General features: G+C 62.8%; 11 protein-coding genes. 5 read left to right on the top strand and 6 right to left on the bottom strand.

Features of this window, described 5'->3' with window-relative positions; all coding sequences use genetic code 11:
- Positions 1-188: 188 nt before the first annotated feature.
- Complete coding sequence (locus RGM2987_RS21715; RefSeq protein ID WP_245144872.1) at positions 189-1,952, top strand: L-lactate permease; 1,764 nt, start codon at positions 189-191, stop codon at positions 1,950-1,952.
- A 135-nt stretch (positions 1,953-2,087) separates the two neighbouring features.
- On the opposite strand, the gene RGM2987_RS21710 is transcribed toward RGM2987_RS21715, so the two are convergent.
- A complete protein-coding gene (locus RGM2987_RS21710; RefSeq protein WP_245144871.1) occupies positions 2,088-2,423 on the bottom strand; it encodes a hypothetical protein in 336 nt (111 codons plus the stop codon).
- Positions 2,424-2,678: 255 nt separating this feature from the next.
- On the opposite strand from RGM2987_RS21710, the gene RGM2987_RS21705 reads away from it, so the two are divergent.
- The gene (locus RGM2987_RS21705; RefSeq protein WP_245144870.1) at positions 2,679-3,335 is read left to right on the top strand and encodes a polysaccharide lyase family 7 protein; all 657 of its coding nucleotides are present in this window, start codon (positions 2,679-2,681) and stop codon (positions 3,333-3,335) included.
- Positions 3,336-3,359: 24 nt separating this feature from the next.
- On the opposite strand, the gene RGM2987_RS21700 is transcribed toward RGM2987_RS21705, so the two are convergent.
- From RGM2987_RS21700 to RGM2987_RS21690, 3 genes are all read right to left on the bottom strand, one after another.
- Complete coding sequence (locus RGM2987_RS21700) at positions 3,360-4,592, bottom strand: nucleoside permease (protein WP_245144869.1); 1,233 nt, start codon at positions 4,590-4,592, stop codon at positions 3,360-3,362.
- A gap of 195 nt (positions 4,593-4,787) precedes the next feature.
- On the bottom strand, positions 4,788-5,885 hold the full coding sequence (locus RGM2987_RS21695) for a sugar phosphate isomerase/epimerase family protein (RefSeq protein WP_245144897.1): 1,098 nt from the start codon (positions 5,883-5,885) through the stop codon (positions 4,788-4,790).
- Positions 5,882-7,048 (bottom strand): Gfo/Idh/MocA family oxidoreductase, encoded by a 1,167-nt coding sequence (locus RGM2987_RS21690; RefSeq protein ID WP_245144868.1) that lies wholly within the window; start codon positions 7,046-7,048, stop codon positions 5,882-5,884. The genes RGM2987_RS21695 and RGM2987_RS21690 overlap by 4 nt, the downstream gene beginning before the upstream one ends.
- 166 nt (positions 7,049-7,214) lie before the next feature.
- Here RGM2987_RS21690 and RGM2987_RS21685 point away from each other — a divergent pair, with 166 nt between their 5' ends.
- The gene (locus RGM2987_RS21685) at positions 7,215-8,267 is read left to right on the top strand and encodes a LacI family DNA-binding transcriptional regulator (RefSeq protein ID WP_245144867.1); all 1,053 of its coding nucleotides are present in this window, start codon (positions 7,215-7,217) and stop codon (positions 8,265-8,267) included.
- 85 nt (positions 8,268-8,352) lie between these two features.
- Here the strand turns inward: RGM2987_RS21685 and RGM2987_RS21680 are convergent, their stop codons facing one another.
- Together RGM2987_RS21680 and RGM2987_RS21675 are read right to left on the bottom strand one after the other, a co-directional pair.
- Positions 8,353-9,444: an SMP-30/gluconolactonase/LRE family protein gene (locus RGM2987_RS21680; protein WP_245144866.1), complete on the bottom strand. Its 1,092-nt coding sequence runs from the start codon at positions 9,442-9,444 to the stop codon at positions 8,353-8,355.
- 97 nt (positions 9,445-9,541) lie between these two features.
- On the bottom strand, positions 9,542-10,672 hold the full coding sequence (locus RGM2987_RS21675) for a sensor histidine kinase (RefSeq protein ID WP_245144865.1): 1,131 nt from the start codon (positions 10,670-10,672) through the stop codon (positions 9,542-9,544).
- A 386-nt stretch (positions 10,673-11,058) separates the two neighbouring features.
- Here RGM2987_RS21675 and RGM2987_RS21670 point away from each other — a divergent pair, with 386 nt between their 5' ends.
- Entirely contained in the window at positions 11,059-12,021 is a 963-nt protein-coding gene (locus RGM2987_RS21670) for a DMT family transporter (protein ID WP_280640019.1), read from the top strand.
- 320 nt (positions 12,022-12,341) lie between these two features.
- The gene (locus tag RGM2987_RS21665; RefSeq protein ID WP_245144864.1) at positions 12,342-13,202 is read left to right on the top strand and encodes a CAP domain-containing protein; all 861 of its coding nucleotides are present in this window, start codon (positions 12,342-12,344) and stop codon (positions 13,200-13,202) included.
- Positions 13,203-13,223 lie beyond the last annotated feature (21 nt).

The raw sequence follows: 13,223 nt of genomic DNA, 5'->3' as shown, positions 1-13,223 counted from the left end.
GGGCGACTTCGCCGCCAGCGGGAGCAAGCTCCCTCGCCACAAACGCTGATTGAGTGGGACTGGCTGGCTTGGCTGGGCCGACTTTGTCTGCACGCCCGATCCAAATCCCCCCCGCCATTCCCCTTCTATACTCTTCTGCCAATCCCCTCGGGGCCTGCACTTCCAACAATAAAAAGCAGAGGTGGAACATGGTCTGGCAACAAGTCTACGATCCCTTCGGTAATGCGGTGCTGTCCACGCTCCTGGCGGCGGTGCCGGTGGTGGTGATGCTGGCGTCCCTGGCGTTCTTTCATATCAAGGCGCACCTGGCGGCGCTGCTGGCGTTGGCTTCGGCCTTGCTGATTGCGATCTTCGCCTTTGGCATGCCCGCCGGCATGGCCGGTTCGGCGGCGTTGTATGGCGCGGCCAATGGCTTGTTGCCCATCGGCTGGATCGTGCTCAACATCATTTTCCTGCACCGCCTGACCACCGAGAACGGCTCGTTCAAGGTGCTGCAGGATTCCCTGGCGCGCATCACCGACGACCGGCGCCTGCAATTGCTGCTGATCGCCTTCTGCTTCGGCGCGTTCTTCGAGGGCGCGGCCGGTTTCGGCACGCCGGTGGCCGTGACCGGGGCGATCCTGATCGGGCTGGGCTTCTCGCCGCTGGCCGCCTCTGGCCTGGCATTGATCGCCAACACCGCGCCGGTGGCCTTCGGCGCCCTCGGCACGCCAATCATCACCCTGGCCAAGGTCACCGGGCTGGATGAAATGGAACTGTCGATGATGGTCGGTCGGCAGTTGCCATTCTTCTCGGTGATCGTGCCGTTCTGGTTGATCTGGGCCTTCGCCGGCTGGCGCAAGATGCTGGAAATCTGGCCGGCGATCCTGGTGGCCGGCGTCAGCTTTGCGGTTCCGCAATTCGTGGTGTCCAACTATCACGGGCCGATGCTGGTGGATGTGATCGCCGCGCTGATTTCCATGGCCTGCCTCACCGGCTTCCTCAAGGTCTGGAAACCGGCCACGGTGCACACCTCCGCTGCGTTGTCGGGGCGGGTCGACAACTCGAAAATCGATGCCAGCGAAGAGACGCCCCCGGTGGTCGGCGGTGCATTCGCCAGCGATGCACGCCCCGCCGTGCTGCGGGCCTGGATGCCATGGATCATCCTCACCGTGTTCGTGTTCGCCTGGGGCACCCAGGGCTTCAAGAACCTGTTCGACACCCGCCCGGCGCTGGACCCGCAGACCCAGTCGGCCCGGCTCGACCCGCAAGGCAAGCCGATGCGCGAGGCGAACCCGATCTTCTCGCCACTGGTGACCTTCAGCACCCTGCACCAGCAGATCGAGAAAGTCCCACCGGTGGTGCCGCAACCTAAAACCGAGGAAGCGATCTACAAGTTCAACTGGTTCACCGCCACCGGCAGCGGGATTTTCCTGGCGGCAATCCTCGGTGGTTTGCTGATGGGTTATTCCATCCCTCAACTGCTGCGCCAGTATCTGCGCACGCTCTGGGTGGTGCGTTATTCGCTGATCACCATCGTGGCGATGCTGGCCCTGGGGTTCCTCACGCGATACTCCGGCCTGGATGCCACCATGGGCCTGGCCTTCGCCGCGACGGGGATTTTCTATCCGATGTTTGGCACCCTGCTGGGCTGGCTGGGTGTGGCACTGACCGGGTCGGACACAGCCTCCAACGTGCTGTTCGGCGGTTTGCAGCGGGTGACTTCCGAGCAGATGGGCCTGAGCCCGGTGCTGATGGCGGCGGCGAACAGTTCCGGTGGGGTAATGGGCAAGATGGTCGATGCCCAATCGATCGTGGTCGCCTCCACCGCGACCCGGTGGTACGGCCATGAAGGGGAAATCCTGCGCTACGTGTTTTTCCACTCGGTGGTGCTGGCGATTCTGGTGGGCGGCCTGGTGACGTTGCAGGCGTACGTGGCGCCGTTCAGCCATATGGTGGTGGGCGGTCGCTAATAGGCTTTTGTGGCGAGGGAGCTTGCTCCCGCTGGGACGGTCCGACGCCTCGGGCGGAAGCGGCCCCAAAAAAAGCGGTGAGCGCTTCGCACTCAAGCGGGAGCAAGCTCCCTCGCCACAGGTTTCAGCCGGGTATTACTGAACGCTTTTCAGCTTGATCACATCACCGGACACCGAGGTGGTGTAGCCGTTCAGGACCCAGGCCCAGAACCAGCTTTCCTGTACCTGGGTGTTGATCATCGCGTCGCCGCCCTTGGCCTGGATCGCGGCGGTCTGCGCGCGGACGAAACGGCTGTTCTGGCGGATCGGGATCAGGCCGAACAGCATCAGGCCGGTGGCCGACGCTTCACTGTGGCCGACAACGGTGTATTGGCTGCTGTCGTACTGCTGGGATTTCATCGGGGCGCCGGTGCAACCCGCCAGGGCCAGGCCGAACAGTGCAGAAGCGACAACTTTGGTGAGGTGATTCATTGAATACTCCATGGATAAACGCCCGGGATCCATTTCTCGGGCGGCGCGTACTCTAACCGATCAGCATCAGATTGACATCAACCCCCTGGCGACCGCCCGTCAGCCTGAAGGGCTCGGCCCAGAGCCATCCGTCAGTTGCTCCTGCAGCGAAACACCTCCCTGTCGATAACCCAGTCACTGCGCCACGGAAGGCAGAATTGTCCCTTGCCGGCTGAGAGCCGATAAACAACGGCCGCCCCGTTGGAGCGTTTGACCATGATTGATATGACTGTCTGGAACATTACCCTGCCCATCCAAACCCCAGCGTTGACCGTGGTTACCAAAGCCATGCCAACCCTGCAGAATGCGTACTTCAACCGCACCGGCGAACGGATCATCTTCTGGGCGCCGGTCACCGGTTCCCACACCGGCAAGAGCGACTACCCGCGTTCCGAGCTGCGCGAGACCAGCAAGGACGGCAAGTTGCGCAACTGGCGCTACAACAGCGCGATCAATGCCCTCAACGGCACCTTGTCAGTGAACCAGGTGCCCTCGGAAGGTCGCGTGGTGGTGGCGCAGATCCACGCCAAGGATGCCCCTGCCCCGCTGCTCAAACTGGTGTATCGCTACGCCAAGGGCAGCGGCAACATCGACGTGGAATACCGGGTCAAACCCAAGGATGTGAAGAGTCCGGTGCTGTTCAGCGTGCCGAACATGGCCCTGAACAAGACCTTCACTTATTCCCTGGTGATGGACAAGCAGGGCAAGCTCACGGTGCTGATCAACAACCTCGGCAAGCAGGTGAAGGTCGACCCGTCGTGGTACGCGTACGACTTCTATTTCAAGGCCGGCGTCTACACCCTGGACAACGTCGGGTATGCCAGCGAGGGTGGAAAAGTGACCTACACCAAACTGGACGTCAGTCATAAATGACCGACGCCCAGACTGGCGCAAGCTTCAGGCCTTTGCCGCCGTGGCAGCCGGCTGCCGACCGCTGAAGCTGAACAGGAAGCAGACGAATACCAACAGGGCGAAACCGGCGGGGAATAACCAGATGCTGTGCCAGTCGTGACCTGCATCCAGGGCAAAATGGTCGGTCACCTTGCCCGCCACCCAGAAGCCCACCAGCATGCCCAGGCCATAGGTCGCCAGCGTGATCAAGCCTTGGGCCGAGCTGCGCAAGTGCCCCGGTGCCTTGGCGTCCGTGTAGATCTGGCCCGAGACAAAAAAGAAGTCGTAGCAGATGCCGTGCAACGCAATGCCGGTGAACAGCATGAACGCCAGGTCGCCGTTATTGCCATAGGCGAACAACAGGTAGCGCAACGCCCACGCCAGCATACCCACCAATAGCGCCAGCTTGATGCCGAGGCGCTGGATGAACAGCGGCAACAGCAACATGAACAACACTTCGGACACCTGCCCGATGGCCATCTTCGCCGTCGGGTTGGTCATGCCGGCCTCGGCCAGGAACGGGTTGGCATTCTGGTAATAGAACGCCAGGGGTATGCAGATCAGGATCGAGGCGATGAAGAACACCAGGTAGCTGCGGTCCTTCAATAAACCCAATGCATCCAGCCCCAGCAGCTGCTTCACCCCGCCACCGCTCGCCTGTGCCTTGAGCGGCGCCGTGGCCGGCAACGTGAAGCTGTAGATGCCCAGGGCCAGGGAGGCGATGGCCGCCATCAGGAAGGTGTTGCGCAAGCCGCCCGCCGCGATCGCTTCGCGCGAATCCCAGGCAAATACGAAGCTGATCACCAGCCCCGCCACAATCCAGCCGACGGTGCCCCACACCCGGATACGCGAAAACTCCAGCGCCGGGTCGCGCATCTGCCGGAACGCCACGGAATTGACCAACGCCAGCGTCGGCATGTACACCACCATGTACGCCAGCACATAGGGGTAGAACACGCTGAAATCCGCCGCCGCGTACAGCTGATAGAGCAACACCGCGCCCACCAGGTGCAACACCGCGAGAATGCGTTCGGCGTTGAAGAAACGGTCGGCGATCAGGCCGATCACGAACGGCGCAATGATCGCGCCCCACGACTGGGTGGAGAACGCCATGCCAACCTGCCCACCGCTGGCGCCCAGCGTGCTGGAGAGAAAAGTCCCGAGGGTGACGAACCAGCCGCCCCAGATAAAGAACTGCAGGAACATCATCACGCTCAGGCGTGCGTTCATCGTGGTCATGACAGTCACCGTTTTGATTGTTGTTTTTGAGTCGCTGACACCTAGTGGCCTGCGTAGCGAGGGAGCTTACCTGTGGCGAGGGAGCTTGCTCCCGCTTGAGTGCGAAGCGCTCATCGCTTTTTTGGGGCCGCTTCGCGCCCCAGCGGGAGCAAGCTCCCTCGCCACAAGCAAGCTCCCTCGCCACAGGGTCTGGCGTTACTTCAAAAGTCCCAGCAGTCGTCGATTGGAGTCTTCGTCCGCCGTCACGCTGGCGAAATCATCGAACGCCTTGCGGCTCTTGTTGATCATGTGCCGCTGGATGAAGGCCGCGCCTTCGGCCGCGCCTTGCTGCGAATCCTTCAGGCAGCATTCCCATTCCAGCACCGCCCAACCGTTGAAATCGTATTGGGTCAGTTTGCTGAAGATCGACTTGAAATCGATCTGCCCATCGCCCAGTGAGCGAAACCGGCCGGGGCGCTCGACCCAACCCTGGTAACCGCCATACACGCCGGAACGGGCGTCGGGCCGGAACTCGGCGTCCTTGACGTGGAACATGCGGATGCGCTCGTGATAACGATCGATGAAACCCAGGTAGTCCATCTGTTGCAGCAGCAAATGGCTGGGATCGTAGAGGATCGCCGCCCGTGGATGGTGATCGACCGCGGCCAGGAAGCGCTCGAACGAAGCGCCGTCGTGCAGGTCTTCGCCGGGGTGGATTTCGTAGCACAGGTCCACGCCGGCTGCGTCGAAGCAATCGAGAATCGGCCGCCAGCGCCGCGCCAGTTCCTCGAAGCCCTGCTCCACCAGGCCCGCCGGGCGCTGCGGCCAGGGGTACATGTACGGCCATAACAGCGCCCCGGAAAACGTCGCATGAGCCGTCAGCCCCAAGCGCTGGCTGGCACGCGCGGCAAGCTTCAATTGCTCGATGGCCCACTCGGTCCGCGCCTGGGGCTGGCCGCGCAGATGGGCCGGGGCGAAGTCATCGAACAGCGCATCGAATGCCGGATGCACCGCCACCAGTTGCCCTTGCAGGTGCGTCGACAGTTCACTGATCTCGACTCCGGCCTGGGCGCAGGTGGCCTTGAGTTCATCGCAATAGGCCTGGCTTTCGGCGGCCCGGGCCAGGTCGATGTATTGGGTGCCGCAAGTCGGCAATTGAATTGCCTTGTAGCCCTGGGAAGCAGCCCACTGGGCGATGCTGGCGAGGCTGTCGAACGGCGCCTCGGCGGACATGAACTGCGCCAGGAAAATACCCGGGCCGCGCAGGCCACCGGTGGTTGAGGAAATGGAAGTCACAGGATTCTCCGGATTCATGCCGTGCAGACCAGTTCGGTCCATTTGGCGTCGCCACGATGGTTGGCGATAGCGGCCTCGATGAACGCCATGCCGCGCAGGCCGATTTCGATGCCGGGCACGCCGGGCGCGTCGTGGCCTTCGACCTTGCCGCGAATGGCCCGGGCGAAGTCGCCGTAGAGGTTGGCCATGGCCTCCAGATAACCTTCGGGATGCCCGGCCGGCAGGCGCATGCGTTGGCGGGCCGCCTCACACAGCCACGGCTGGCCGACACCCGAGCGCAGCACGCGCAGCGGTTGGTCGACGGATCGATGGATCAGGCTCGCCGGATCTTCCTGGCGCCACTCCAGCGCGCCCTTGTCGCCGTAGACCCGGATCTTCAGCGGGTTTTCTTCGCCGGCGCAGACCTGGCTGGCAATCAGCACACCACTGGCGCCCTGGCTCATCTGCAACAACATCGCAGCGTCGTCGTCCAACTGGCGACCACTGACATGGGTACCCAACGCAGCGCATAGCCGCTCGATGGACTGGTCGGCGACGAATTCCGCCAGGGAAAAAGCGTGGGTGCCGATGTCACCGATGCAGCCGCCGATCCCGGATTGCCGGGGGTCGTCACGCCAGCCGGCCTGTTTGTTGCCCTGGGCGGCGACGTCCTGGCTGAGCCAGCCCTGGGGGTATTCCACCAGCACTTTGCGCACCGCGCCGATCACGCCGCTGCGCACCATGTCCCGGGCCTGCCAGACCATGGGGTAGCCCAGATAGGTGTGGGCCAGGCCGTAGAGTCGCTGGCTGCTTTGAACCACGGCCTTGAGGGTCAGCAACTCATCCAGGTTCAACGCCGCGGGCTTTTCACTGAACACATGGAACCCAGCCTTCAGCGCCTGCCCGGCAATCGGTGCATGCAAGTGATTGGGGGTCACGATGACCAGCAACTCCATGCGCTGGTCCGCCGGCAACGCCGCCTCGCTGTCCAACATGCGCTGCCAGTCGCTGTAGCAGCGCGATGCGGCAAGCCCCAGGGCCGCGCCGGTCTGCCGATTGTTTGCGGCATCACGGCTGAACGCGCCACAGACCAGTTCAAAACCCCCGTCCAGGCCGGCGGCCTGGCGGTGGGCCTGGCCGATGAACGCGCCCTCGCCTCCGCCGACGAAGCCCATTCTTATTTTTGGTGCTACTGGTTTCATCGCGATTGTCTTCCCGTCAGGATGATGATGTAACCGGTTACATCATGGCGAGAATCTAGGCTCATGTTTCCTGGGTGTCAAACCCCGCCGAGCATTTGTCAGTGGCTCGACCTGCGGTAAGCTCCCCTTCCATGCCACCGTTTCCTGGCGATTTATCGAGGTGATTTTGTCCAATATCCGTGAAGTGGCCCGGCTGGCCGGTGTGTCGGTGGCCACGGTTTCCAGAACGCTGAAATCGCCCGAGCGCGTACTGCCCGAAACCCGCGATAAGGTCAACGCGGCGGTGGAACAGGCCGGCTATCGACCGAACCTGATGGCGGTGCAGTTTCGCTCCCGCCGCACCGGCAACCTGGTGATCCTGGTGCCGGCCATCGCCAACACATTCTTCGCCCGGGTCATCAGTGGCGCGCAACAGGCGGCCCAGGCGGCGGGCTATCGCTTGCTGCTGTGCGACACCCAGGGCCGTGACGCCATCGAGCGCGAATTTGCAGCGCTGGTCTATGCCCACCAGGCGGACGGGGTGATTCAACTGCGCGCCAGCGACCCGTTCGAATCGATCGCTCCAGGCGTCGAACCGCTGCCGCTGGTCAACGCCTGCGAAGTGGTCAAGCACGCTCCCTACCCGACCATCAGCCTCGACAACCGAGCTGCAGCCCGGGCCATGACCGAGCATTTGATCGAATTGGGTCACCGGCGCATCGGCATCATCAAGGGGCCACGCAGCAGCCCGTTGACCCTGGACCGTGTGGCCGGTTACGAGGATGCGCTGCGCCTGGCCGGCATCGCCATCGACCCGAGCCTGATCTGCCATGGCGACTTCACGTTGAAAGCCGGTTACGACGGTGCCGGCGCGATGCTGGAATTGGCGGAGCGTCCCAGTGCGCTGTTTTGCGAGAACGACGAGATGGCCATCGGCGCGCTCAAGTGCATCAAGCAGATGGGCTTGCGCGTGCCTGAGGACATTTCCCTGGTGGGCTTCGATGACATTCCGTTCGCCGCGTACTGCGATCCACCGTTGACCACCATCTCCCAGCCCGCCGAGACTTTTGGTCAAAAAGCGGTGGAGATGTTGATCGCATTGATCGAGAAGAAACCGGTCGAGCAACGGCATGTGTTGTTGCCGTTTGAGTTGACGGTGCGGGGGAGTTCGGCGGCGGTGGCGAGGGAGCCTGTTGTCGCTGGGCGGGAAGCGGACGCAAGAGGAATCAAGACAACCTGACACACGGCGGTGTCAGGTTTTAGGGCTGCTGCGCAGCCCAGCGGGAGCAAGCTCCCTCGCCACAGGGGATGGTGTTGGTGGTTGATCAGACGAAGGTTGCACCGCGGGTGTTTACGAACAGCGAGTAGAGCGAATGGCTGCTGGCCATGAACAGCCGGTTGCCCTCGCGTCCGCCAAAGCACAGGTTAGGGCAACGCTCCGGCAGGGAGATGTGCCCGATGGCCTTGCCTTCGGGGTTGAACACCCGCACGCCGTCGAGCTTTTCCAGGTCGGCCTTGGGGTCGCCATTGCCGCCCCAGCCGCACCAGAGGTTGCCGCTTTCGTCGCATTTGATCCCGTCGAGGGCAGCGTAATCCAAGCCTTCAATGTGCTTGCGCCGCTCGCCCAGGGTGCCATCGTCCTTGACGGTGATGGCCCAGACCAGCCGGTTAGGCTTGGCCCGGCCTTCGACCACGTAAAGGATTTTCTCATCCGGGGAAAAGCACAGCCCGTTCGGCCCGGCCAGGTCATCGATCACGCGGGTCACCTTGCCGCTTTCGCCGTCGATGCGGTACACCGCGTGAGGTTGGACAGGCGTGACTTTGTGCCCTTCGTAGTTGTTGCCGGTCTGGAACGGTGGATCAGTGAACCAGACCGAACCGTCGCGTTTGCAGACGATATCGTTAGGCGAATTGAGTGGCTTGCCCTCGAAATTGTCGGCGAGCACAGTGATGCTGCCGTTGTGCTCGGTGCGGGTCACCCGCCGGCCTTCGCTGGCAGTGGTCGAGCCTTCGCACACCAGCAACCGCCCCTGGCGGTCACGGCACATGCCGTTGGAGAAGTTGGAGTTCTCGCGGTACACCGACAGGCCGCCGGTGATCTCGTCCCAGCGCACGATGCGGTTATTGGGAATGTCACTGACCAGCAGGTAACGACCGTCACCGACCCACACCGGCCCTTCTGCCCAACGCAGGCCCGTAGCGAGCTTCTCGACGCTGGCGTTGAAAATGCGCAAATCCATGAAGCTGGGGTCGAGGATATTGATCAGCGGATCCGGGTAACGCTGGCTCAAGGGCTCGGCCTGGGCGAGCCCGGGCAGGTTGCCTAAAGTGGCGGCCGCAGCCGAGACCACCAGGGATTTTTTCAGGAATATCCGACGGCCTTGATCGGCGGCGGTTGCAGATTGCGAAGCATCCATCGTGCGTCTCCGTTAATTTTATTATTGGACGGGACGACAGTTTTACTCCGTGATAAGACATCGTACAAGTTAGGCGCTGTTCTTTTGGGTTCCACCCTCAAAGCGGCTCAAGGGGAATGCGCACGCTGAACGTGGTGCCAGAGGTGGCGTCAGATCGAACCCCAATGGTGCCTTGATGCGCAGAGACAATGGCCGAGGCGATATACAGACCCAGCCCCAACCCAGCCCCAGCGCCATACTTGGCGTCATCATTGCCCACCCCTCGGACCATGGGATCGAAAATGTTGGCGAGTACCGCTTGCTCGATCGGCTGGCCTTGGTTGTTGACCGTGATGATCGCCATATTGCCTTGCGTCTCGAGGGATACGGTGATTGGCGTATTACTGTCGCCATGCTGCACGGCGTTGCCGATCAGGTTGGTAAACACTTGTTCCATCCGCGCCTGGTCGAACTGCCCCCTCAAGGTGCCGGTCGTTTCGAAAATGATCTGGCTGTCCGGATGATAGGCCCGGGCTTCCTCGACCATGCCTTCGCAGATCTTCACCAAATCACCTTTGACCCGCTGGACCGGAATGCCCGTGCCCAACTGAGTGCGGGTGAAGTCCAACAAGTCCCCGGCAATCTTCGTAGCTCGCTTGACACTGGTGTAGATGCGCGAGGCGATCTTGGTGGTCCTGGCCGGCAGGTCAACGGCGCGCAACAACACTTCAGAACTGAGCAAGATTGCGCCCAATGGACTGCGCAGATCGTGCCCCAGGATCCCGAGAAAGATATTGCGCGCCGCGTCTACCGCAGCCGAATAACTGACGACAGACTCCGCCAGGGCCTGGTCCACCGCTTCGTTGAAACGCATGATGTCGCCGATGGCGTGCTCGTCGGCCAGCGAGGTCCGGGGCATCCAGAGCATCAGCACGCTGGTGCGCAGCGCGCGGTATTCCGACACCATCTGGTCGACCGTAAAGCCCGACGACTGGCGAATGATCGCATGGGTTTCGGCGGCGCTCTCACCCTCCGTCGCCGGCGCCGCTCCATGGGACTTGGCAATGCGTTGCTGGCGAGTCTGGTCCGTACGCAGGTCAGCGGCAATGGTGCGCAGCATCTGCTCGGCATGGTCGCGCAGTGCCTCGGCGTCCATGTTGTCGGAAGCCGGCGCCAGGGTGCGGGCAAAATCCTCCCAGGCCTGGAGGATCGATTCGAGATTCTGCTCAATGAAGTCAGCCAGCCGCATGGAGTGCTCCGCAAGGAAAGAGGAGAACCAAGGGCGCAGAAGCTGTGAAACAACGCAACGGTCTGCCGGCCCGTCGGTTCAGATGAAGTTGTTGTACAGCAAACGGGGCCAACAAGCGCGCGCCATTTTCACACCAGGGCCATGCGCCTGATGCCGGTCAATCAAGCCTCCATTTCAGGAGCAACGCTTGCTCGCGATGAGGCAAGTCAGTCGATCTGTATTGGCTGGTCACCGCTGTCGCGGGCAAGCCTTGCTCCCACGGCGGCTTCGGGGATCCGCTTGTCCCTGAGGATCATATGCGGTACAAATTTCGATGTTGTACGACAACCGATAATTAAAACCACACCGAGGATGACCTTGGTGGCTTGCCTTAGAGAAACCCTGCCATGAATCAATCCCCTGCTGCGCCCACCCCATTGCCCCGCCATCTCGCGGTGCTTGTCCTGCTCTGCATGGGCTGCGCCTTCGCCGGTAATCATGTCGCCGCCCGGGCGGCGTTCGATGATGGCGCGGGTGTGCTGCTGGCGATTCTGCTGCGCTCGGGGGGCACGCTGCTGGTGCTGGCGGCGTTGGTATTGTGGCAACGCCAGAGCCTGCGTCTGCCGGCCGGTGCCTGGCGCTGGCAATTGACCCTGGGGCTGTTGATCGGTGCGCAAAGCCTGTGTCTGTACTCCGCCGTGGCGAGGGTGCCGGTGGCCTTGGCATTGCTGGTGGGCAACGTCTTCCCGATCCTGCTGGCCCTGTTGACCTGGGCGTTGGGCGGGCCGCGACCGACCGCTCGCACCGCCGCGTTGATGGGTATGATCCTGGTGGGCCTGGTGTTTGTGCTGGAGGTGCCGGACCGGCTGTCGTCCGAGCAGCAGGTCGGCCCGCAATGGCTGCTGGGCGTCGGCCTGGCGTTCTGCGCCGCCTGCGTATTCGCCTGTGCACTGTGGATCACCGATCATAAGTTGTCCCAGGTACGCGGCTCGGTGCGCAGTCTGTTGACGATCTTCATCGTATTCAGCAGCGTCAACCTCGCCGGCCTGACCGGCGCCCTCCCCGGCGGCTTCGACCTGCCGGCCAGCAGCACCGGTTGGTTCGCCCTCGCGACACTGGTGGTGCTCTACGGCACCGGGTTCATCGTGCTGTTCATTTCCGTGCCGCGCCTGGACATGCCCCGCAATGCCCCGGTGATGAACATCGAGCCGCTGGCAACGCTGCTGATCGGTTGGCTGGTGCTGGACCAGATGCTCAACCCGGGCCAGGTGCTCGGCGGCGCGATTGTGATCACCGGGATCGTGTTGCTGACTTATCGCAAGGCTGAACGGGTTGAGATGCCTGCTGCGGGAGCGGCTGCGGGTAACTGACCTGACTGAACACACCCCTGTGGCGAGGGGATTTATCCCCGTTGGACTGCGCAGCAGTCCCAAATTGTCTGACGCGGTACGCCAGGTTTATCGAGTTGACTGGCTTTGGGGCTGCTTCGCAGCCCAGCGGGGATAAATCCCCTCGCCACAAAAGCGGGCCGGCGAAGGCTTCGAGATAAGTATCAGCCCTGCTGAAACTTGTTTTCAAAGCCACAGTCCTACCCCAGCCGCAACACCTCGCCGATCCAGGCGATGCGTCTTGCGGTTGATCGGCGCCATGCCTGGCGCCATGGCAACTCCCCCTCCCGAGCCGTTCGTCCATGCGCCACAGTGTTCGCTCCTGCCGTCTCGCTTCGCTTTGCCTCATCACCCTGCTTCCCTTGTTTGCCAGCCCCGTCCAGGCCCGGGGCGAAGGGCAACTGCTGGAGGCGATCAACGATTACCGCAGCCAATCCCGGCGTTGTGAATGGCGCACGATGCGCGCCACGCCGCCCCTGGCGCTACGCTCCAGCCTGGCCTTGCCGATCGGCTTTCGCGGCGGCCTGCGGGAAACCTTGAAGGACGCCGGCTATCAAGCCCGGGCCGTGCGCAGCATTCGCCTGACCGATGCCCGGGACGCCGAGGAAGCTTTCGACCTGCTGACGGACGAGCACTGCTCAGCCCTGCTGGACAACCAGTACGCTGACATTGGCATCAACCGAGTCGGTGACGAATGGCGGGTGGTCCTGGCACAGCCCATGGGCGGTGCCCGGGCGAGCGATGTGGCCTCTTCGGATAAATCGTTGTTGGCCCAGGTCAACGCCGCCCGGGCCCGATCACGGATGTGTGGTGGTCAACGCTTCGCCGCCGCCCGCCCACTGAGCTGGAATGCCGCACTCGGAACCGCCGCCCAGGGGCACAGCCGGGCAATGGCGCGGGACAACTATTTCGCCCACCGCGACCCGGACGGCCGCTCCGTCGCCGATCGGGCCAAGGGTGCCGGTTTTCGTGGACGCAAGATCGGCGAGAACATCGCCGCCGGGCAAGGCTCGCCGAACCAGGCGATGCGCGACTGGCTCGCCAGCCCCGGCCACTGCGCCAACCTGATGAACCCGATGTTCACCCAAATGGGCGCGGCATCCGCCAGCGATTCGCGCAGCGATGCGGGGATTTACTGGACGATGGTGTTTGGGGCGCCTTGAGATTGGGCCACGGGGCCCCTT

This window comes from Pseudomonas sp. RGM2987 (assembly GCF_022952855.1).
GTDB lineage: Bacteria > Pseudomonadota > Gammaproteobacteria > Pseudomonadales > Pseudomonadaceae > Aquipseudomonas.
Note: the sequence above shows the minus strand (reverse complement) of the source record. Positions and strands in the feature narration are given on the sequence as shown.